The organism is Arthrobacter nitrophenolicus (genome assembly GCF_045833485.1).
Taxonomy (GTDB): domain Bacteria; phylum Actinomycetota; class Actinomycetes; order Actinomycetales; family Micrococcaceae; genus Arthrobacter; species Arthrobacter nitrophenolicus.
In genome coordinates this window covers 1,762,265-1,783,300 of record NZ_CP174504.1, presented here as the reverse complement: position 1 = coordinate 1,783,300, position 21,036 = coordinate 1,762,265, and the positions used below count along the sequence as shown (strand labels likewise).

The 21,036-nt window shown below is 59.1% G+C and carries 17 protein-coding genes; 8 read left to right on the top strand and 9 right to left on the bottom strand.

From position 1 onward, the window contains the following. Positions 1-171 precede the first annotated feature (171 nt). The 6 genes from ACJJV6_RS08360 to moaA form a co-directional block, all read right to left on the bottom strand. Entirely contained in the window at positions 172-1,449 is a 1,278-nt protein-coding gene (locus ACJJV6_RS08360; protein ID WP_035752428.1) for a (S)-6-hydroxynicotine oxidase, read from the bottom strand. A 70-nt stretch (positions 1,450-1,519) separates the two neighbouring features. After that, entirely contained in the window at positions 1,520-3,970 is a 2,451-nt protein-coding gene (ndhC, locus tag ACJJV6_RS08355) for a 2,6-dihydroxypyridine 3-hydroxylase subunit NdhC (protein WP_035752431.1), read from the bottom strand. After that, a complete protein-coding gene (gene ndhB / locus ACJJV6_RS08350) occupies positions 3,963-4,463 on the bottom strand; it encodes a 2,6-dihydroxypyridine 3-hydroxylase subunit NdhB (protein ID WP_354176544.1) in 501 nt (166 codons plus the stop codon). The genes ndhC and ndhB overlap by 8 nt, the downstream gene beginning before the upstream one ends. Next, positions 4,460-5,311 carry a 2,6-dihydroxypyridine 3-hydroxylase subunit NdhA gene (gene ndhA / locus ACJJV6_RS08345; RefSeq protein WP_009357542.1) on the bottom strand — a complete coding sequence of 284 codons (852 nt, stop codon included), beginning with the start codon at positions 5,309-5,311 and terminating at the stop codon, positions 4,460-4,462. Before ndhA ends, ndhB begins: the two co-directional genes overlap by 4 nt. 636 nt (positions 5,312-5,947) lie before the next feature. Further along, the gene (locus ACJJV6_RS08340; protein ID WP_009357543.1) at positions 5,948-6,214 is read right to left on the bottom strand and encodes a MoaD/ThiS family protein; all 267 of its coding nucleotides are present in this window, start codon (positions 6,212-6,214) and stop codon (positions 5,948-5,950) included. Positions 6,215-6,221: 7 nt separating this feature from the next. Beyond that, positions 6,222-7,346 carry a GTP 3',8-cyclase MoaA gene (gene moaA / locus ACJJV6_RS08335; protein ID WP_407710301.1) on the bottom strand — a complete coding sequence of 375 codons (1,125 nt, stop codon included), beginning with the start codon at positions 7,344-7,346 and terminating at the stop codon, positions 6,222-6,224. Between the two features lie 278 nt (positions 7,347-7,624). Here moaA and glp point away from each other — a divergent pair, with 278 nt between their 5' ends. From glp to ACJJV6_RS08300, 7 genes are all read left to right on the top strand, one after another. Continuing rightward, positions 7,625-8,914, top strand: a complete 1,290-nt coding sequence (gene glp, locus ACJJV6_RS08330) for a gephyrin-like molybdotransferase Glp (RefSeq protein ID WP_083875050.1) — start codon at positions 7,625-7,627, stop codon at positions 8,912-8,914. Beyond that, positions 8,911-9,396 carry a cyclic pyranopterin monophosphate synthase MoaC gene (moaC, locus tag ACJJV6_RS08325; RefSeq protein WP_407710480.1) on the top strand — a complete coding sequence of 162 codons (486 nt, stop codon included), beginning with the start codon at positions 8,911-8,913 and terminating at the stop codon, positions 9,394-9,396. Before glp ends, moaC begins: the two co-directional genes overlap by 4 nt. 64 nt (positions 9,397-9,460) lie before the next feature. Next, the gene (locus ACJJV6_RS08320; RefSeq protein ID WP_083875047.1) at positions 9,461-9,982 is read left to right on the top strand and encodes a molybdenum cofactor biosynthesis protein MoaE; all 522 of its coding nucleotides are present in this window, start codon (positions 9,461-9,463) and stop codon (positions 9,980-9,982) included. A 250-nt stretch (positions 9,983-10,232) separates the two neighbouring features. Next, positions 10,233-11,045: a molybdate ABC transporter substrate-binding protein gene (gene modA / locus ACJJV6_RS08315; protein WP_407710300.1), complete on the top strand. Its 813-nt coding sequence runs from the start codon at positions 10,233-10,235 to the stop codon at positions 11,043-11,045. An 18-nt stretch (positions 11,046-11,063) separates the two neighbouring features. After that, positions 11,064-11,882 carry an ABC transporter permease gene (locus ACJJV6_RS08310; protein WP_354176538.1) on the top strand — a complete coding sequence of 273 codons (819 nt, stop codon included), beginning with the start codon at positions 11,064-11,066 and terminating at the stop codon, positions 11,880-11,882. Further along, positions 11,879-12,928: a sulfate/molybdate ABC transporter ATP-binding protein gene (locus ACJJV6_RS08305; RefSeq protein WP_009358054.1), complete on the top strand. Its 1,050-nt coding sequence runs from the start codon at positions 11,879-11,881 to the stop codon at positions 12,926-12,928. The genes ACJJV6_RS08310 and ACJJV6_RS08305 overlap by 4 nt, the downstream gene beginning before the upstream one ends. A gap of 2,050 nt (positions 12,929-14,978) precedes the next feature. After that, a complete protein-coding gene (locus tag ACJJV6_RS08300) occupies positions 14,979-16,268 on the top strand; it encodes an ISL3 family transposase (protein WP_407709387.1) in 1,290 nt (429 codons plus the stop codon). A 220-nt stretch (positions 16,269-16,488) separates the two neighbouring features. On the opposite strand, the gene ACJJV6_RS08295 is transcribed toward ACJJV6_RS08300, so the two are convergent. From ACJJV6_RS08295 to ACJJV6_RS08285, 3 genes are all read right to left on the bottom strand, one after another. After that, positions 16,489-16,794 carry an antibiotic biosynthesis monooxygenase gene (locus tag ACJJV6_RS08295; RefSeq protein WP_009358055.1) on the bottom strand — a complete coding sequence of 102 codons (306 nt, stop codon included), beginning with the start codon at positions 16,792-16,794 and terminating at the stop codon, positions 16,489-16,491. A 274-nt stretch (positions 16,795-17,068) separates the two neighbouring features. Beyond that, positions 17,069-18,196, bottom strand: coding sequence for an APC family permease (locus ACJJV6_RS08290; RefSeq protein WP_407710299.1), 1,128 nt, complete (start codon positions 18,194-18,196; stop codon positions 17,069-17,071). Continuing rightward, a complete protein-coding gene (locus ACJJV6_RS08285) occupies positions 18,097-18,519 on the bottom strand; it encodes a hypothetical protein (RefSeq protein WP_354176592.1) in 423 nt (140 codons plus the stop codon). Before ACJJV6_RS08285 ends, ACJJV6_RS08290 begins: the two co-directional genes overlap by 100 nt. A gap of 674 nt (positions 18,520-19,193) precedes the next feature. On the opposite strand from ACJJV6_RS08285, the gene ACJJV6_RS08280 reads away from it, so the two are divergent. After that, the gene (locus ACJJV6_RS08280) at positions 19,194-20,570 is read left to right on the top strand and encodes an FAD-binding oxidoreductase (protein ID WP_035752807.1); all 1,377 of its coding nucleotides are present in this window, start codon (positions 19,194-19,196) and stop codon (positions 20,568-20,570) included. The last annotated feature ends 466 nt before the right edge of the window (positions 20,571-21,036 follow it).

Sequence of the window (21,036 nt, the reverse complement as noted above, 5' to 3'; positions counted from 1 at the left end):
GAATCAGTTCAACTGCTAGCAGTTTGTTGTTGTCGCAGGCGCTGGCCACAACCCAGACGCTGCAGCCGCCATCTACAGTTCTTAGACGCACCACGTGCTCCAGCCGTGTGACTGCCCTTGGGCCGGAAGTGAACCTGGAACACCAAGGAGAGGTCTTATCGAACCCGCGCTCTACGCGTGCAGGATTGCGTTTACGGCGCCCTCCGCGGTTTCCAGGGCCCCTTCGATATAGCCCGGGAACGCCAACGAAACATCGGAGCCTACAAAATAAATCCGGTCAGCAGGCTCTCCAAGTTCCTTATGCACACGAGTAAACTGCCCCACTCGGGGAGAAACCCAGGGTCCTTCGAAAAGTGGGTCTGCAATCCAGTCGTGGTAGTCGATACCCAGAACTTCAACCTCTGGCAGGTAGTAACGCACCGCGTCCTTGACAGCGCTTAGGTCGGTAGCGTCGAAGGATCCTGAGTCCGTAAAAGCGACCAACAGTCGTTCGCTTTCCGAAACCTCACAATAGTCGTAAAGCGTGGGAAAAACTCCGTCTCCAACGCATTCAATTCCTGCTTCGGCTCCGCGCACGTGAATGAGAATCTTCAGTCCCCGGCCGCCATGCCCTTCCTCGATCACTGACAGCCGCCTTTCAGGAAGGGAGGGGGTAAACAGGATCCTCCGCCAAGTGTTCATTGGCGTAGCAACAATCACGGAATGAGCTTGAAATGCATCCCCATTTTTGGCGGTTACGTGCACTACGTCGCCAGACTGGTCTATGCCCGTAACGACTGTATGCATTCTGATTTCAGGAATATCCTGGCCCATCGCGTCGACGAGGTCAGCGGAACCATTAGCAAAGACTTCATCCAGCGAGAGAACCACGCCGAGGATGCTGTAGTGATGTGCTGCAATAAGTTGCAGCGCCCAAAGCGCGGATGCTTCGTCAGCCGGCAGGCCAAGCATGTTCCACGCCCAGGCGAGCAAGAATTGTCTGGAAACAGGGGGCAAATCCAGTTTGTCAACGTACTCGATTAGTGGGATGTCCAAGTCCTCAAGGTCTTGGTTCTCCAGCCCCTTTTCCAGATCGATCCTGTGTGCATCCCGCAGCAATGTGTAGATGGCTGCTTCCACTGCAACTGCTTCTAAGCCAGGAATAGGAAATGCCTGGTCCAGTGCGGTCGGTCCAAGGCGATGCTTGAACGAGGTGAACTCGCTAGCAGCTGTAGTGGGAATTCCATACCGGTCCAGTTCAGCCGCTAACCGCGGATGGTGCTTCCGGTGAAGGTACGCTCCACCGATCTCGACCTGTAGATTCGGCACATTCCGGGACTCCCGGGAATACGCTCGTCCACCGAGGCGCCCCCCGCCTTCAAGCAGAACTACTTTCTTACCAGCATTGGTAAGGTCACGTGCTGCTTTCAGCCCTCCAAAACCCCCACCAACCACAATCGCGTCATACAAAGTTTTCTTCCTTCACATTCGTGCCCTAAGGGTGTTCGCTTCTACCCAGAAGTTGCAGGAAACAATGCCCCTACGCCAGGTCCATTGCGCCTCGATCAAGCGCAGGTACACCTGCCCGACCCCAGAGTTCTGTCCAATCTTGGGGCCCTTCCAGGTCAACAATGCCCTTGGTGGCGCGAATAATCTTCTCGGGCGTGGCCGGGAGTTCATAGAGAACGGAACCAAAGGGAGATAGGGCATCATTGACTGCATTGAGTACCGCGGCCGGTGCAGCAATCAGTCCTGACTCTCCCATCCCCTTTACCCCTGATGCTGTCATCTTCGACGGAGTTTCAAGATGCCTGATTTCAAATGGCGGGGAAATGTCCATAGTTGGCGTCTGATAATCCAAGAAGGATGTAGTAGACAAGTTTCCTGACTTGTCATAAACCAGCTGCTCGAAGAGGCCGGCGCCAATTCCTTGAATGACTCCGCCGCGGATCTGACCTTCAACAATTGTGGGATTAATCATTACCCCGCAGTCCTCGACGGAGTACACCTTTTCGACCGTCACGAATCCGGTAACAGGATCCAGCTCAACGATCAAGGCATGACCACCGTTAGAAAACATCGGACGCGATGTGTCCCACGCCTTTGTGAACTCCAGGCCTGGTTCAAAACCGGCAGGCCACTTGGATGAGTCCCAGTAGACCGCCATGGCTACGTCGGCGATGCTCACCCGCGATTCCGGAGCCCCAATTACAGACGCGAAGCCCTCTTCCAACACCACATCTTCCTCAGAAGACTCGAGCATGTTGGCTGCGACGGCAACCAGTTTTTCTCGGATGGCATGGGCTGCACGGTTGACGCATCCACCCGCGATGACAGCGGCGCGGCTTCCGATAGTGCCACTGCCATAGGCGCCCTTGGTGGAGGTACCGGCATCTACGCTGATCGATTCGAAGGGTATGCCCAAGACATCCGCCGCTACCTGGGCGAGGGTCGTTTGATGGCCTTGTCCCTGGGAATTCAATCCCGAAGTTACTGTGACCGACCCAGTAGAATCCATCTTGACGGTCGCCGTATCGTGGAACACATCAGTTGCTCCATGAGCCTGCATCATTCCCGTGCTCTCGCCGCTACTTTCGACGAAGACGCTTATTCCCAGTCCCAGGTATTTCCCGTTCTTGCGAGCTTCTTCTTGTCGAAGAAGAAAAGCCGGGTAATCGACCATTTCTTCCAACGCGTTGATTACTTCAAGAAAGGAGCCCTCCTCATATACGACTCCCTGGGGGTTTGTCCACGGGAATTCCCGGACGACATTCTGCCTCCTGATTTCGAACGGAGAGACCTTCATCTGCCGCGCCAGGTCGTCCATGAGGCACTCGCGGGCAAGAGTTCCCGCCGTGTAGCCAACACCACGGAAGGCGCCCATGGGACACTTGTTGGTAACAGCCCCCTCGTACACATACTCAGCGGCCGGGATATCGTACACACCGGTTGGCGTGACTGCTGCTGTGGCCCAACATTCGACAGCCATAGTCTGCGGGGGCATGTGGTAGGCTCCCCCGTCAACTAAAGCATGGGTACGAACCCCGGTTATTCTTCCCTCAGCGTTGGCAGCATATTGAATTGTCACGAACTGCTCATGAGCGTGTGAACCCGCCAGCAGATTTTCACGGCGATCCTCTACCCACTTCACCGGCGCCTTAAGGTGCTTCGAGGCCAAGGGCATGAGCATTTCTTCTGGAAATACGTGCGCCTTCTGCCCGAAGCCACCACCGGTGTCAGGAGAAATGATCTCACTCCGGGACTCATCGAAACCAAGAAAGAGGCTCAGACACATTTTCACGTAATGGGGCATCTGTGTTGACACCCAAAGTTTGAGCCGATCCTCAGTCCATTCGTAGTCTGCTAGGCAACCCCTCGTCTCCATGGGTGCGGCTGCCACGCGGCCAGGGTGGTACAGGGCGGAAACCACATGCGCAGCATTGCTGAATGCCTCATCCACATCCCCAAAGGTTGCCCGCCCCCGGATGCCCACATTGTCAGGGCGTTCGCCGTTTGCTACCGGGCCTCCTTGAATGGATTGGCGGGGGTCAAGTACGACCTCGAGTTGCTCCAGGTCGAGGCCTACGAGATCACATGCATCTTCTGCTACCGCTCGCGACTCTGCGACTATCAATACAACCGGTTCACCAACGTAGCGGACGACGTCCTTGGCCAGGAGAGGCATGGTCATCGCTTCGCATCCCTCAGCGGTGTACTGCGCTTCAATGCCGGCGCAGTACTCCTCAATGTCCGCGGCGGTCCAGACAAGGTGAACGCCAGGCATTTCTGAGGCGGCCGACGTGTCAATGCCGTTTATTTGAGCATGAGCAGCGGGGCTGCGCACGAAACAAGCATGCAATTGGCCGTCAACGTTGACGTCATTCAGATACTTCCCCCGGCCGGTGAGAAGTCTTGCATCCTCAGTTCGGGGGACCCGTTTACCGATGACGTTTCTTGTTATTGGAGGAGAGAAATAATGTGGGTTATCCATTTTCATTTCCAATCTGGCCCGCTGCATCCAAAACAGCCTCAACAATCGTCTGGTAGCCCGTGCACCGGCATAGGTTACCCGACAGGGCTTCGATAACTTCGTCTCTTGTCGGGCTAGGGTTTGATTCAAGCAACTCGGTAGCCGACATGAGGAAGCCTGCAGTGCAAAAGCCGCATTGGAGGGCGTGGTGCCTTTTGAAAGCTTCCTGAAGGGGGCTGAGGGCGGCTCCATCCGAAAGGTCCTCGACCGTCCGGATGGTGCGTCCGTCGCCCTGAGCGGCAAGAGTCAGGCAGGATCGTACAGCCGCCCCATCCATGAGTATCGTGCACGCGCCGCAGACACCGTGCTCACACCCCAGCTTGATGCCCGTAAGTTTTTGGTCGTTCCTCAGATGGTCGGCCAAGGTATCGCGCGCGTCCACTGCGACAGTTCGGCGACGTCCGTTTACTTCCACGTCAATTTCGACGCGATCTGAAGGCGGTGGTGTTGTCACGTACGTGCTCCTGCTTCAACTATGGTGCGTCGGATCAGCTCCTGCACCAGGCCATGCCGATATTCGGCCGAACCGTGCATGTCTGAGATATACGAGAGCGATTTCGCTCCAGCTTCTGAGGCCACTTCTGCCCTATCCGGCGACAGCTCAGATCCGGTAAGGACCTCTTCTGCATCGGGTACTCGTTGGATCTTGCCGACAGCACCTCCAACGGCGATCCGGGCATCGGAAATGCGCGAATCTTCAGCCGACAAAACGACTGCAATATTCGCGAGCCCGTAGTCTCCGGATCGTCTGGCAAACTCCCCATAGCCCCAGCCGTTCGGGCGTGACGGTATCCAAACATCAGTGATAATTTCATCAGCGGCAACACTTGTCATGTACGGACCGACGAACAAGTCATCGGCCTCAATGGTGCGTCGTCCTCTTACGCTTTGGACTTCCACCATTCCATTGAGGGCAACCAGCACGAGTGGCCACTCGCCCGCTGCATCTCCATGAGCCAAGGATCCACCCAGTGTCCCCCGATTTCTAATCTGGGGATGGGCTATGTGCCGTCCAGCTGCCGCCATCATTGGCAGGTGCTTTGCAATGACAGGGGAACTCACGATGGTGGTATGGGTGACCATAGGGCCGAAGCGAATGTAATCTCCAACTTCTTCCATGTCAGTCAGGCCAGGAACGCCTCCGAGGTCTACAACGACGGTCGGTTGGGCTAACCGCATAGCCATGACAGGTAAAAGACTCTGGCCTCCAGCGATCACTTTGGAGTCCTCATCGTTTGACAGTAAGTCGCAGGCTTCTTCGATTGAAGCCGGCGATGCGTATCTAATTGCGGGTAATTTCATCCTTCACTCCCTCGAATGACTTACATCATTCCCTATGGGCCGTTGCTTCTTGCATGGCATCGAGGAACAACTGCGACGTACCTTTTGTCGGAGTGTGCATAAAGAATGTGTCCCGGCTAACATCCGCTTTCCGGCGAGGGCGGGGCGGGTGGACGAAAGACGGTGGTCCAGGCTGAACGCGTGAACCGTCTTGATGAGTGAGGCCCGCAGAGGGATGCTCTTGAGCCCTTTGGTTTTCCTTTCGGCGCTCGTCCTGACAGCGCCGCCGGTCCGGTCCTGCGCACAGGAATTGGAAGGCGTCTCCCCCGCTATGCGGCGGCTCTACCTGCCATCGCGCCGTCTCCGAGTAGGGGCTGGCATATGGGCGGAAGGTTCAAGTGCTGATACTCCTGCGGCCACAAAGCGAAATCTCGCCTGATGCATAGCCACGTGGAAGGTCCTCAAGAGACACCACCGGAAGAACCAGGACGGTACACAAACGCGCACCTTCCGGCGGGGCTGGGGGCAGCCAAGTAGCTAGGTGGTGATCGGCTGCTACGCGCTCGTGCCGGAAGCAGGCCTGCCGTGTAGCCAGTACAGATTGCCTATTATCGGCAGGCCTCCGGTGCAGCCCGGATGTGCCGAGGCTGCACCGGCCTACCCGCCGGCGAAAGGGGGGAGCACGTCAACCACATCATCGGGTCCCACAACGGTTGACTGGTCGCGCACCGCCACCTCATTGAGCAGGAAGCTGCTCCGCGAGAGGATGCGGGGGAGCGGAGGAGTGCCGGCGGGAGGTTCGGGTCGTTCCACGGCCAGCACGGCGTCCAGGAGCCCGGCCACCGTGGTGCCCTCAGGCAGGTCGAACTTCTCTTCCTCGAGGCCTGCGGCTGCACGTGCGGCAGCGAAGTAGCGTACGTTCATGAAAGTGTCAGCCCCCGATGGCGCTCATGCTGCGGTCCGGCTGGACGAAGTCCGGAGCGTCGAGTCCCACGTGGTCCATGCCGTGGGCCTTTGGCTTCAGCCACATGGCGTCCTGCCAGCGGCGTGCAAGGTCGTCATCCGACGCGCCGGACCGCAGGAGGCCCAGGAGGTCGAATTCCTCGCGTGAGAACAGGCAGCTCATGATCTTGCCTTCGGCCGTGATGCGGGTCCTGCGGCAGTCCGAGCAGAAGGGCTCCGTCACCGAAGCGATGATGCCGACTGTCCCCAGCACAGGCCCCTCCACAGCAGCGGCAACAGACCCGGCCACCCGGCGTCGTACTTCAAAGCGTTCGGCGGGGGCGCCGTCACGAGCCCGCGGATCGGTGGTGAGGACGAAGTCGGTGGAGAGCAGGCCCCGGATCTCGGCCGCGGTGATCATATTGCGGCGGGTCCAGCCGTGGTCGGCGTCCAGCGGCATCTGCTCAATAAACCGCAGCTCGTAACCGCGCTCCAGCGCCCATGCCAGCAGCGACGGGGCTTCGGCGTCGTTGATGCCGCGCATGAGGACCGCGTTGAGCTTGACCGGACCAAGTCCGGCCGCCCACGCCGCATCCACCCCGGCCAGGACCTGGTCCAGGAACGGGCGGCGGGTCAGCTGGGTGAATGTTTCCTCATGCAGCGAGTCCAGGGACACGTTGATCCGGGTCAAGCCGGCGGCCTTGAGCGGCGCGGCCTTTTTGGCGAGCCCCACGCCGTTGGTGGTCATGGAAATCGGCAGGTCGGGATGGTTCCGCCGCAGCTCCGCGATGATGTCCACCAGGTCGTGCCGCACCAGCGGCTCACCGCCGGTCAGCCGCAGTTCGCGGACGCCCAACTGCTCGACGCCGATCCGGACAATGCGGACAATTTCCTCGGCAGACATGACCGCCTGTTTCGCGAGCCATTCGAGGCCCTCTGCGGGCATGCAGTATGTGCAGCGCAGGTTGCACTTGTCTGTCAGGGACAACCGCATGTCCGTGGCACGGCGGCCGTAGCGGTCCACCAGCCCGGCACCCGCGCCGGCAGGACGGGCCGCCGGTACGGACAGCCCGGCATCCTCCCGCGGCTGCGGCATTCCTAGCTGGACACTCATGAAATCAGGCTACGCGAAACCAAGATGGACGCGTTTGTGCTGGAAGGGACAATTGGGGCGGCCAGTTATGCCAAGTAGCTATAGCCCGAAACTCCGCATACCTGCTGAAATCATTTTGCAGTCAGGATTACCAGCTTATACACAGCGCAATGGACGCGACGCGTATCTGAAAATCATGCAAGGAGCCGGCGGCCAAAGCTTTCGTCGGAAAAGTGAAGCGCCCTGGCGTGGCCAAGCAGGATTTCAGTAAGACCGAAAAGATCTCCCGAAGGCAGGACATGCAGAGGCAAGAAGAGCAGTTGATCGCGCTGACCGGCAACAGTCCCGGCCCGGGGACCACCGGAAACTCGCTGCCGGAACATGAACACCGAAGCATTTCCACGCACCTACAGGCAATCCGGGATGTGCTCTTTCCGCTGTTGACCCCACCCAAGGTTGAGCAATTGCCTCTAATGGCTGCGCTCGGTCGCGGCCTGGCGGAGACCTTATATGCACCGATAGATTTGCCACCCTTCACCAACTCTCAGATGGATGGCTATGCAGTCAGATCCCAAGACGTAGCAGAGGGCCGGGGACAATTGCGTGTGGCGCCGCCGGTCCCGGCGGGCGCATTGCCGTCCCCTTTGACTCGAGGGACGGCTGCTCCAATCATGACTGGAGCCCTATTACCCGCTGGGGCTGATGCTGTCGTCCCCATCGAGCGGGCAGTGCCAAACCTTTTTCCGCCCCCTGGTTCGGATACGACAGTGCGGCTTCCCGAGACAGCCGCGGGAACGTTCGTCCGTGGTGCTGGCACTGATATAGCTTCCGGCGAGTGTGCACTCGCCGCTGGCACTGTTCTCGGCCCACGTCAGCTTGGTTTGCTCGCGGCGTTGGGTGTCACTGAGGTTGTTGTTAACCAGAAGCTCACAGTGCTGCTGGCCACCACGGGGGACGAGGTCCTTGAGCCCGGAGAGAACCTCGCGCCAGGAAAGATTTACGACGCAAATAACACTCTTTTGGAGTCCTCGATGCTCCAGGCCGGGCTTACCGTGATCAGGGCGGGCATTGTCAAGGATGAGCCTGGCGCTCTATCAAAGCTCCTGAGAAGTCATGCTGCCCATGTCGACCTGATTGTTACCAGTGGTGGTGTGAGTAATGGTGCCTACGAGCCCGTTAGGCAGACGATGGTCGATCATGACGTTGAATTTTCCCATGTCGCCATTCAACCCGGCGGACCCCAGGGAGTCGGCACTTTTGACGGAATTCCAATCCTCGCGTTCCCCGGAAACCCGGTCAGCTGCTTAATCTCGTTCGAGATGTTCCTGCGTCCGCTGCTCAGCGAAATGTTTGCCGCGCCGACACCGAGGCTTTCCCTCCATGCACCCCTTTCGCATCCCCTAACGTCGCCCACAAAAAAGCATCAGGTCAGGCGGGGAGTCCTCTTACCGAATGGCACAGTACGGCTGGAAGGGGGTGAAGGTTCCCATCTGCTCGGAGCACTTGCACGGGCGAACGTTCTGGTGCACATCCCAGAGGGAATCTCTGAACTAGCTGAGGGATCGAAGGTGGAGGTGTGGGCAGTATGAGGCTAAAAAGCTATCCTGGTGGGCTCACTCACCTGCGGCCGGACGGCAGCGCGCAAATGGTGGATGTTTCAGGAAAAATTGAATCCGACCGGGAGGCGACGGCTACGGCAACGCTCCGTACAACTGGTGAAGTTCTGCTGCTGCTCACAGCAGAAGGGTTGCCTAAGGGTGACGCCTTGGCCGTGGCCCGGATCGCTGGCATCTTGGCTACCAAGAGAACGTCCGACTTGATTCCGCTGTGCCACCCGCTGCCTATCTCGAAGGTCGCGGTCGACTTCGTACTGGCGTCGGACAGCGTGCAGCTTGTTGCCACTGTGAAAACCAATGGCGTGACAGGTGTAGAGATGGAAGCCCTGACTGCGGTGACCGTCGCCGCCTTAACCGTTTACGACATGATCAAGGCTGTAGACAAGCATGCTGTTCTCACCGATATCCGGGTGCTCGCCAAGAGTGGCGGCAAGAGTGGAAACTGGGCGCTGTGAGCATTCTTGGAAAGATGCATGGTTCTAATGGAAGAGGCTGCGCTGGCCTAATGAGAGGACAGGCATGAGCACTGTTCAACAGACGAGTCGTGGAAAAATTGCTACCGGACGGCAGCCAAGCAGGCAGGCCCTTACCGTGGTCCATTCCGGGCTCAGCGATCGACAGCTCTCCGTAGACGTGGCCATCGCTGCCGTGGAGTCGAGCGCATCCGGAGCAGTGGTCAGCTTTAGTGGAGTAGTGCGCAATCACGACGGCGGTAAGGCAGTCGAGCGACTGAGCTACACCGCCCACCCCAAGGCGCCCCAGATCCTGAAAGACGTTTTGGAGGCGGTTGCTGCCGAGTACTCATTTCCAGATGAGGCTGAGGGGTCCGTGCCTGTGCGAATTTGGGCGGCACACCGCGTGGGTGCACTTCGGATTGGGGATGCGGCTCTTGTTTGTGCTGTAGCCACCGGACACCGTGGACAAGCTTTCGCCCTGTGTGCGGAACTGGTTGACCGGATCAAGGATGAAGTACCCATTTGGAAGGAGCAGTTCTTTTCCGATGGAACCGTGGAATGGGTTGGTGTCGGGACCGCAGGATGAACTTTTCCGTACCCCTCACATCTGAATTGAGGTGATCAGGTCATCCAGGAAGGATGTCCACGAGTTCTCTCAGTCAGCACGTAGACGTCGTCGCATTGCCCACCGCCACGGTTGTGAGAACCATCAGCGGAGTCGCGAGCCCGGCGATGCACCGACCCGGAAGCAAAAGGGGTGACTACCCGGGCGCGAATGTAGCGTCGGAGCCCTGCTGGGTATTCCCACATTGAATGATCTATAGAAAGAGGACCATGTGAGCATCACCCGTTGCATCAGCGCCCTGCTGGCCGCGGGCTTCCTTGCCGCCGGACTGGCCGGCTGCGCTTCCGCTACCGCGGGCACAGCCCCGAGCGGCTCCACGAACGCAAGCGCCGGCGGCACCAAGGCGACTGTCGGCACCGTGACCGTTTACGCCGCCGCGTCCCTGAAGTCGACCTTCACCGAGATTGCCGCCGAGTTCGAGGCTGCGCATCCGGGCACGAAGGTCACGCTCAACTTCGCCGGATCCTCGGACCTGGTCGCCCAGATCACCCAAGGCGCCCCGGCCGACGTGTTCGCCTCCGCCGACACCAAGAACATGGCCAAGCTCTCGGACGCCCGGCTCATCGACCGAACACCAACCAACTTCGCCACGAACGTCCTGGAGATTACAGTTCCACCGACCAACCCGGCGTCGATAACTTCCTTCACGGACCTGGCGAAGCCGGGCGTTAAGGTGGTTGTCTGCGCACCGCAGGTACCTTGTGGCTCCGCCGCCGAGAAGGTGGAAAAGGTCATGGGAACAACCTTGAAGCCAGTCAGCGAGGAATCCTCAGTTGCGGATGTCCTAAGCAAGGTCATTTCCGGGGAAGCCGACGCTGGCTTGGTCTATGCCACCGACGTCAAGGCCGCAGGCGACAAAGTCAAGGGCATCGAATTCAGCGAGTCGCGCCAGGCCGTGAACACATATCCGATCGCCACTGTGGACAGCAGCAAGAACAAGGATCTGGCCAATACCTTTATCGCCATGGTCACTGGCAGCGAAGGCAAAAAGGTCCTTGCTCACGCCGGGTTCGGCACCCCGTAAAAAGCCTGGACAGCCAGCATGACGCACCGGCACAAGACCGGCTATAACGGTGTCCCGCCGTGGGTTTTCGCCATCGCAGCAGCAGGAGGGCTGTTTGTCCTGCTGCCGCTGGCCGCCATGGTGGCCAAGGTCAACTGGGGGCAGTTCATCCCGCTCGTTACGTCGGAATCCTCGCTCACGGCGCTCGGCCTTAGCCTTAGGACGTCGGCGGCCAGCACGGTGTTATGCATCGTCTTAGGGGTACCGCTGGCCCTCGTCCTGGCCCGCGCGAGATTCCCGGGTCAGCGCCTGCTGCGGGCGTTCGTTATGCTTCCCCTTGTCCTTCCCCCCGTCGTCGGCGGCATCGCATTGCTCTATACCTTTGGCCGCCAAGGCCTGCTCGGGCGGAGCCTAGAGCTGGCGGGCATCCAGATCATGTTCTCCACCACCGCCGTCGTCCTCGCCCAGACGTTTGTGGCATTGCCGTTCCTGGTGGTCAGCCTTGAGGGATCTCTGCGCACCGCTGGCGTAAAGTATGAGGCGGTCGCGGCAACGCTAGGCGCCCACCCCACAACGGTGCTGCGCCGCGTCACTATCCCGCTGGTCCTGCCCGGTCTCGCCTCCGGATCCGTGCTGTCCTTCGCGCGCTGCCTGGGCGAATTCGGCGCCACCCTCACTTTCGCCGGCAGCCTGCAGGGTGCCACCCGCACATTGCCGCTGGAAATCTATCTTCAACGCGAAACGGACGCCGATGCCGCCGTCGCGCTTTCCCTGGTGCTGGTGGCGGTGGCAGTGGCCGTCGTCGGGCTTTCCTTCCGGCAGCCCCGGACGCTGGCGGCAGAGGCGGAATCAAAATGACTCTGGATCTCAATGCCGCGCTGCACGCGCGCAACTTCGACGTCTCTTTCACACTTGAGGCCACGGAAACAGTGGCCGTGCTTGGTCCCAACGGCGCCGGCAAGTCGACGCTGCTGGGGATCATCGCCGGGCTCATCCGCCCGGACAGTGGGAATGCCGTGCTCGGACAGAAAAGGCTGTTCAAACTCGACAGGGGGACGAACCACTTCCTGCCGCCGCACACTCGGGGAACGGCACTGCTCGCCCAGGAACCGCTCCTGTTTCCGCACATGAGCGTGCTGGAGAACGTAGCCTTCGGGCCACGGGCGGCCGGTGCGAACCGGACCAATGCGCTGCAGACGGCCTGGCACTGGCTCACCGAAGTGGAAGCCGAGGAGTTTGCCGACCGGCGACCCGCCCAACTCTCCGGCGGCCAGGCGCAGCGCGTCGCCATCGCGCGTGCCCTGGCCACGGACCCCGAACTGCTGCTCCTCGATGAACCCATGGCCGCCCTCGACATCCATGCCGCTCCCATGCTGCGCCGCCTTCTCAAACGGGTCCTCGCCAACCGCCGTGCCATCATCATCACGCACGATGTCCTGGACGCGCTCGTGCTCGCCGACCGGGCAACAATCATCGAAGGCGGACGGATCACGGAGGAAGGCTCCACCCGCCAGGTCCTGGAAAAACCACGCAGCAAGTTCGCCGCCGGACTGGCGGGCATGAACCTGCTCCCCGGAACCATTACCGGCCACGGGCTCACGTCCCACGGCGGACTGGACATTACTGCGCACCCCGAGGACGGTGCCGTCCCCGGCCAGAACGGCGTCGCCGTCTTTTCGCCGACGGCAGTCTCGGTCTTCCCAAGCGCCGAGCACGGCAGCCCGCGGAACTCATTCGCCGTCACCATCACAGACTTGGAACCCCACGGCGACCAGATTCGTGTGCACGCGGGCGGCCTTTCCGCGGACATCACCCCGGCGGCCTCGGTGGACCTCGGGCTCACGCCCGGGATGCGCGTCCACTTCGTCATCAAGGCCACGGCCATCGCCGTCTATCCGGCGTAGCCTACAGGACACAAAGCAGCCCGTGTTCTCCCCCGCCACGACATGTCCCTTCCCCGCAAATCAAATGGGTGTAAACGCAGGGGTGGGTTCTTGGTTCATTCCTGCCGACCGACTGGCCTCCGTCGAAGTTGATATCAACGGCGTTCAGGCCACTGCCTCCAACGTTGCCCAACATTTTGAGGCAACAAACACACCAAGGAAAGACCCGGCCGGACATGGGCAATCCTGGCCCGCCTGATGCTCCGGCGCACTGGCGTCATCGCTATTGGACGCCTCAATGTACAGCTAGAGCCTGGCTGTTGGTCTTCCCGTTACAGGCAACGGTCTGCGGAAAACTGGGTAGACCACTTCAGATCAGTCCTTCGCTGGCGCTGCGGGATTGGTGGTTCGTCCGATGAGACCCCACCTGCAGGACCCAGCCATTAATCGATGATCTCTCGGCTCCAGGACCATAGGCTCCGATGTCAGGCGACGTTGATCCCGCTGTTACCACACAAGAACATATTGATGACCCGCTAACAGAGGAAGGAGGCAAGGGGCGCAGCAGGCCTCATCAGGTCACACGGCTTCAATCTGACAGTCGGCGGAAAAACTTCAGGCGTTTCCGAATCCATCTCATCACACGACGCTCTCCCCGGCTCCCTTCAGCGGGGATGTAAAAATCTGGATCTGTGCCCCCGCGAGGAAGATAGACCTCCTCCCCCGGCGCTGGGAATGACGTTGCTGTTTTCATATTCTCAGAAGTCATCCAATCCTCCTCTCGGCCCTCCTTAGGGCATCTTGATGAACCGACGTGCCACAGGGAAATTCTTGGTCTGCATTGCTTCAACCTGCGAACGCGCCCTTGACCATAACGGATCCACGGTAGCCTCAGCGTGGCTCGGCGTCTTTAGACGCGACCATCAAATTTGTACTTCTGGCAGGGCCTAGGAAACCCTTCACTTCCGGCTAGGTGCATGATAAACACCCTCGCGCCAAGCGAATAAGGCCCCCATGTGTCATGGCAAAAGCTGCGACACGCCCGCCTTGAAGTGAGCTTTATAAGAAGCCTTGCGAGTCACCTTTTTGAAGCAATTGCAACGACCGGCTCCACCCCTGCGGCAAACCGCCCTGAAACCTTTTGGGTGCATCGGCGATCAGCTGGTTCGACCAGCTAATATACAGGCGGACAGCTTCCGCTACAGGGAAAAGAAGAAGTCGATCCGATCCCCTCCGAGATGGCGGGTACTCGACCGAGCTCCCGGGTTTCCCGCTTCGGGCCAATAGGGGGCCAGCACGTTGCAGTGATCGCGCTCCTTAGACGTACAAGCCTTATGCCGCAGTTGGCCGACGGTGACTGTTGGATGAGCCCTTACCTCGTACTGGCTCATTCCAAGATCAATGACCAAGACCCCATGTCGTAGCGCTGCGCGGACTGAGCTACCAGTTCGATGGCGGCGTCCTATGTTCGCCCCTTTTCGGCGACCTCGTTGACGTCACCTCGATCTTCCTGGCGACCTTGCGTCTCGTTTCGGATGTTGGGGCTGCCTGCATTCTTAGATCAGAAGCTTTGCTTTGAGGGTAAAGACCATTAGTTATAGCATCCGGCACCGTGGTTCCTTGTCGTCGCCGTGAGCCCGGAGAGCAGTCAAAACTCACCGATCTCTCTTGGATGATTCCCTTCGCGAGGGCCGTTGTCGTTAACGTCCAGCGCGCATTGGACGGCTTAAGCGAGGTGCCTAACTGAGTGACCTGAAGTCAGGCCCGCATTTAGCTTTAGTCCAAAGCCTGCGCGGAAGAGCGGAACGGTCATGTCGAACGGCACATCTTCCTATGAGGCCTCGACAGCGGCCATGGAAGACGCAAGGCCGAAGAGGACGGGTTCCCTTGGGCGGGGTGCGTCCAGTAAGTGCTTCTGTCAAACCTTATTGCTGAAGCCAAACCGACATCGGCTAACGCGGCTCTTCGCGGTAGATGGTGAAACGCGTTCCGTGTCTTGAAAGCTGAAGGGCCCGCAGCCCTGCTGTGATGGATGTTCTCTACGCATTCATCAAGTCAGGAGCTACGAGCCTTGATCGAGCCTACTTCCCCGCGCCCAGATGCTGCCACCACCATCTTCAACTTGCCCGACTACCGGGTCACCGGCACCGAGATTCTTGCCTTCGGGCAGCGACGGATCCATGTCGGTTCAACCGCAGAGGCGGGCTGCCCGTCCTGCGGCGTGATCGGCAGTCGCGTACATTCCCGCCGGCCCCAGCGGCTGCGTGACATCCCCGTCGCCGGGCCGGTTGAGGTGGTCTGGGCAAAGCGACGGTTCTTCTGCGATGAGTACCTGTGCTCACGACAGACATTCACCGAAGAGACCTCCCAGGTCCCTCGCCGGGCACGGTCTACCAGCCGGCTTCGGGATGCCCTCGTGGCCGCGGTGATCGGGTCAGGGCGGGCAGCGGCGGAGGTCGCCGCTGCCTTCGGTGTTTCATGGTGGCTCGTCCAGAAAGCCCTGGACTCCGCAGCCCTCACCCTGCCTGATGTCGATGCCTTGGCCCCGCGGATGCTCGGCATTGATGAACACCGCTACCGGTCCGTGCGGTTCTTTCGCGACCCAGCCACCAAGGCCTGGAAACGCTACGAACCCTGGATGACCACCATTGTCGATCTGGACACCGGGCAGGTCCTTGGCATCGTGGACGGCCGCGACAGTGGCGGGGTTGGAGACTGGCTGTTCGCCCGCCCGCTGGAGTGGCGGCTTGGGGTGCAGGTCGTTGCGATTGACCCCTCGGCGGCGTTCAGAAAGGCCCTGCGGATGTGGCTTCCGCGGACCGCTGTCTCGGTCGACGCGTTCCATTTGGTCAAGCTCGGCAATGACATGCTCACCGAAGTCCGGCAGAGGCTCACCCAGCAGGTTCATGGTCGGCGGGGGCGCTCCATCGATCCAGTCTGGGCCAACCGGCGGCTGCTCCTCCGTGCTGGCGACACGCTCTCGGACCGGGCACGCGCCAGGCTCAGCACCGTGTTTGCCACCGACGACGCCACCGGAAAGCTGCAGGCCGCGTGGCTGGTCAAGGAGCAGCTCCGGGCCCTGCTGATTACCGGTTCCCTTGCAGACGCGGCCGTTGCCAAAGACCGCCTGCAGGTCTTGGTCGAACGGGCCGCTCAGCCGGAGACGAACCGGCTCTGGCGCACGGTCTGCCGGTGGTGGAAAGAGATCGAGGTCCTCATTGTCACCGGCGCGACAACCGCGAAAGTCGAAGCCAATAACACCGCGATCAAGCACATCAAAAGGACAGGCCGGGGATTCACGAACGCAGGCAACTATAAAACGCGTATCCTGTTGCGCAGTGCCGCCAGAACAGCGGCATGAACACCCATCACGGCAGAACATTCACCACGAACCGCGAAGAGCCGCTAACGCAACCCGGATGAATTGAATGAGACTGCCCGGGCGTTCCAATGTACAGCGCAGCGCTGGATAGCCCAAGGTTTGGGTTGCAGTCACGGTACGTGAACCTATCGAATCTCTGGACCTAAACAAGACATTTCTGGAGCGCCTGTTTTTGGACCGAGTTCGTGCTCGTCGAGAACTAATTTGTACCCTGAGCATCCTCTATAACGTCATAAAGTGCAGTCTGATGGTCTACCGATTGTAGTTCGTCCAGCCTGGTTCGTGAGGCGAGAAAGGCAGGATCCTTATGCCAGGCCTCCCAGTCCTGCCGGCTTCTCCAGGTCCCTATGATGACTCGCGTGCTGGGTTCATGAGAGGGGGCGAGCAGCTGACCGGAAATCCAGCCTTCCTTGTCGTGGGCTGATTTGAAGCGCTCTCGGATTAGGTGGTCCCATTCGTTCTCTGAGTTCGACTTGAGTTGCATAGTGCTGACAACGGTTATCATGCAATCTCCTCATACCGTGACAATTGTCTACCACTAAGGGTCTAGTCGTGTTATTGGGTTAGATGCGGGCTTATCCACGGAGCAAGAGTCAGGCAGAATGGGGTCGGTTTCGGGAGACCCGCCCGAGGGCTTCGAGATTCTCCTATTTCGTCGCCAGAACCACGGCCTCCAGCGAGCCACGGAAATCCGTTCTACCTAAGGGACCCGCCCATATGAGAGCGGGCCCCTTAGATCAGTGCAGGTGTAGAAGGAGCGGGAACGCTTTTGATGCTTCTTACTGCCGTACCGGCAATCGATTCGTCTTTCTGGAACGGACAGATACTACTAAAGCGATTAGAAAGACCACCACCGTGCCGATCATGACGTACGGTAGTGCGTTCAGGGGCGCAGGCCGCCCGGGGTTTAGGATGCCGTTGAGGTATAGCCAGAGAACCGTTGCTGAAGCCATAACTGCTCCGACGTTGACGATGAGGGACCCACTGGCCTTCGATCGGTTCAGTAGAACGGCGCCCCCGATACAGATGAGGAAGTAAGGGATCACCCAGAAATACACCAGCAAGGTTGCAATGTACCCATTGATTTCCAGGGGGCTTGCTGGAGTAAGCCAGAGAAGCAGGGCTGGCCCGATCACGGAGGGAATCCCGATGAAAGCGATCGCAGCACCCGGGCTTTTGTATCGTTTGTTGACTCTGATCAGTGCAGACGGCAGGAGGGCATCGGATGCGGCGCTGACAATTACGCGGGATCCATAGTTGAAGAACCCGATGAGGCTGGCGAAGATGGCCACCGCCAGAACGAGGTCGCTGACGTTGGCTAGGAATCCGACACCTGCTGCTTCTGCAAGTACGGCGTTCGGGGAGATGCCTAGGGCGAGTTTGTCGGCCGCATTAACGAGGGTTGGTACCTGTATCTCGGTGCCGGCCAGGTAGAAGAGACCGATGCCGACGGGGATGACTATGATCGCGCGGGGGATGTTGCGGTGGGGGTTTTTGGTTTCGGCGCCAAGAGCGGCGCTGCCCTCGAACCCGATGAAGTATGCCGAGCCGATTGCCAGACCCTGAAGAAAGCTATTGAGCGTCAAGTCGTTGAGGCTGAGCTGTCCCGCCAAGTCGACGTTTCCACTGAACGCGGTGGCTATAGTGATGACCAGCATGACGGGCAGGGAAATGATGGTGAGAATGACGCTGGATCGGACTGAAAGGTCGATGCCTCGATATGCGATGGTCATAGCTATCAATGTTGCGACCACATAGATTAACAGCTGGATTCCTGGTCCCGCCGCGTTTTGTACCCCGACCGATACTAGGAAACTTCCAAAAAAACCCCCACTCCTACAATGAGTGACATGATCGCGACGATGTAGCCAGGGATCATCGCGGCGGCGATGACGAGAGTGCTCCATGAGCCGAACACATGGCGAATGTACGAGTAAAGCGACCCGGTTCCGATGAAGCGTCGGGCAAACACGGTAATGAACAGCCCAATGAGAGTGAATGCCGCTACCGAGGCGGCCATCGCCAGCCAAGAGGACCGCCCGGAGTACGCGGCGAGGTATGCCGGCACTTGTGCCAGACCAACAGCTGGAACAAATGAGGCTATGGAAAGGCCCATGACCTGGCGTCCTGTCAGGTGCCCTAGCTGCAGGTCGGGGTTGGCAATATCCCCCGCCCTCCCTATTTGGGGACCAACGCCCTCTCCCTGGCTTCCAGAAGAAGTAACTTGCATGGCAGTACGCCTTTCAATTAACTCGAGTGACCCTATGGACAGAATGCATGAGGTTCAATAGCAGATTGTTATTCGACCGCAAATTTGGGAAGCGTGCTTCTGTGCGTTCACCCGCTACGCGTTCTCCCGTATTGTCCTCGTTGACATAGTCAGCATTCAGGAGGAAAACCGATCCAGGCGCCTCGGTTAGGCCATCCACGGACAGTACACTCACACGACAGTTCTGTCATCGATCTACTGTCTTGCTCGTACGGCCTGACAACGGCCTCCTATTGCTCAACCTGTTGCGGAACGCCCTTTGCGGCCCTACCTGTTCTGTTCGACCTGTTAGAGCGGACGTCTGACGTCTACTCGCTACAGTGACAAAACAGAGCCGAAGTGGATTGTCTTGCTGCCTCGCCCAAATCTCAACCGAGGCTGACTCATCATCTTCCGTTCTTTCGTCAAGGCTCGCGATAGACGACAGGACGAAGTTTCCGCACTATTTGAACTGCAAATACCCTTGACAAGGGCAACCGCCCATGTATAACGGTCGGGTCGCGCGAGCCGGAATGCGAAGCCGCTTGCAATTCGGAAAAATTGATTGACATGGACGCCTGTCCATGTGTTAATGGACGATAACTCTCTCAAGGGCGAGGTCGCTGATTGTCAGCAAGATAAAGGAGTTTGACTTGGTGTCACCAAAAGTAACCACCCCACTTATTATTCAAGGTGACGTTCTTTACCCTGACGACAGCGAATTTGATGCCACCGCAAAAATCTGGGATGGTCGCCACTTGCAGCGGCCGTCTATAATTGCCCGGTGCATAAATGCGGAAGACGTTGGGACATCCATCCGATACGCCCGCGACAACCATCTAGAAATCTCCGTTCGATCCGGCGGCCACAATCCAAATGGCTATGCGACCAACGACGGCGGCATCGTCTTGGACCTCAGGCTGATGAATGCCATTCACATTGACACGTCCGCGGGTCGGGCGCGCGTAGGTGGTGGTGTGATCGCCGGCGATCTCGTCCAAGAGGCAGCCAGGCACGGACTGGCAGCTGTAACGGGCATGCATCCCAAGGTCGGGTTCTGCGGCCTCGCGCTCAATGGTGGCGTTGGCTTCCTCACTCCTTTGTATGGGCTCGCCAGTGACAACATCCTGGCAGCGACTTTGGTGACGGCAACTGGAGACCTTATTCGCTGCTCAGAGGATGAACGGCCCGAATTGTTTTGGGCAATCAGGGGTGCAGGCCCCAACTTTGGCGTCGTGACAGAGGTCGAGGTCGCTCTCCACGAGCTGCCCAGGCAGATGCTTGCCGGGTTCATGACGTGGGAGCCGGCTGTCGATGAACTCGCCGGACTCTTGGCGTCCATCCTCGATGCGCTCAACGCAATGGCGGATCATCTTTACCCGAGCGTTTTCGTCAGCCTGGATGAAGACAGGGCACCTGCCATCACAGTCTGCGTGGGGCACCTCGGAAACCACGATGTCGCCAAACAGGACATGGAACGGCTTCGTGGCCTAGGCCGGCCGGTCTCCGACTCGATTGTCGTCCGCTCCTATGACGAAGTAGTCATGCTCAATGCCGAGGTGGGTAGTTTCGAGGACGGCATGTCAAATCTTTGGATCGACCGGGAGATCGCGGTGTCGAACAAGCGTTTCGCTGAAGCGGTTGCGGCGAATCTCGACAAGTTCATCAGCGAGCCCTCAAATGGAAGTTCCGTGAAGCTGGAGATCGAGGGGATCCCCTTCGCAAACCCGAAGGGGACGCCAGCCCGGCATCGCGATGCGATGGGCGTGTTGGCCGTCGCGGAATGGAACGGGACGAGCCACGGAGGTGCTAAATACCCCGAGAGGGCACGAGAGCTGGACGCCGCACTGCTTCGCGCAGGAGCTACGACTTCTAAATTCGGCCTCCTGAATAACAACTCAGAGGTCACACCAGAGATGGTCGCGGAGGTTTATACCCCCGAAGTTTACCGCCGGCTTGCGGCAGTCAAACGCGAATACGATCCTGAGAACCGCTTTCATCGCAACTACAACATAGCTCCCGAAAGATCCTAACCCTCCAAGGGCCCTGCACTAAAGCCCAGGAGGCTCTGACTGATTACGAAGAAGTTGGAGCTACCCATCGCTATCCCAGGCGCCACCCAACAGGAAGGAGCATGGAGAGCCGGGCCCAGCATGGCACCGTTGCATCTCTGCTGCCTCGTCCAATTGGGGGACGCGCAGCAGATCCGGTTCTACTGCGGCCGACGGCCGGCGCCTTCCGTACGGGTGAGGCAGGTAAGCCCTCCCTCCGTGTGGGCGCATGCACTTGGGCTTGCAAGGAAAAGTATCCTCTCTACATACAGAGATAATACTTATGCCCCGGGTCCTCCTAGCTTTGACTGAGCGGAAAGGTCTGCGAGCCCCAACTACACATCCCTATTAGCGGCTTGCTTACCGTGGTTCGGCAGCGTTCTAAGACCACCAAAGCAGTCGGATGGCAAGAAGCTATGGTGAAGGTGGAAGCACCGAGAGCATATTG

Bases quoted from the DNA above. Each gene is read 5' to 3' on its own strand.
- ndhC (WP_035752431.1), bottom strand. From the start codon at position 3,970: ATGGATAACCCACATTATTTCTCTCCTCCAATAACAAGAAACGTCATC.
- ndhA (WP_009357542.1), bottom strand. From the start codon at position 5,311: ATGAAATTACCCGCAATTAGATACGCATCGCCGGCTTCAATCGAAGAA.
- ACJJV6_RS08340 (WP_009357543.1), bottom strand. From the start codon at position 6,214: ATGAACGTACGCTACTTCGCTGCCGCACGTGCAGCCGCAGGCCTCGAG.
- moaA (WP_407710301.1), bottom strand. From the start codon at position 7,346: ATGAGTGTCCAGCTAGGAATGCCGCAGCCGCGGGAGGATGCCGGGCTG.
- glp (WP_083875050.1), top strand. From the start codon at position 7,625: ATGCAGAGGCAAGAAGAGCAGTTGATCGCGCTGACCGGCAACAGTCCC.
- moaC (WP_407710480.1), top strand. From the start codon at position 8,911: ATGAGGCTAAAAAGCTATCCTGGTGGGCTCACTCACCTGCGGCCGGAC.
- ACJJV6_RS08320 (WP_083875047.1), top strand. From the start codon at position 9,461: ATGAGCACTGTTCAACAGACGAGTCGTGGAAAAATTGCTACCGGACGG.
- ACJJV6_RS08310 (WP_354176538.1), top strand. From the start codon at position 11,064: ATGACGCACCGGCACAAGACCGGCTATAACGGTGTCCCGCCGTGGGTT.
- ACJJV6_RS08305 (WP_009358054.1), top strand. From the start codon at position 11,879: ATGACTCTGGATCTCAATGCCGCGCTGCACGCGCGCAACTTCGACGTC.
- ACJJV6_RS08295 (WP_009358055.1), bottom strand. From the start codon at position 16,794: ATGATAACCGTTGTCAGCACTATGCAACTCAAGTCGAACTCAGAGAAC.
- ACJJV6_RS08290 (WP_407710299.1), bottom strand. From the start codon at position 18,196: ATGGAGCACTCTCGTCATCGCCGCCGCGATGATCCCTGGCTACATCGT.
- ACJJV6_RS08285 (WP_354176592.1), bottom strand. From the start codon at position 18,519: ATGCAAGTTACTTCTTCTGGAAGCCAGGGAGAGGGCGTTGGTCCCCAA.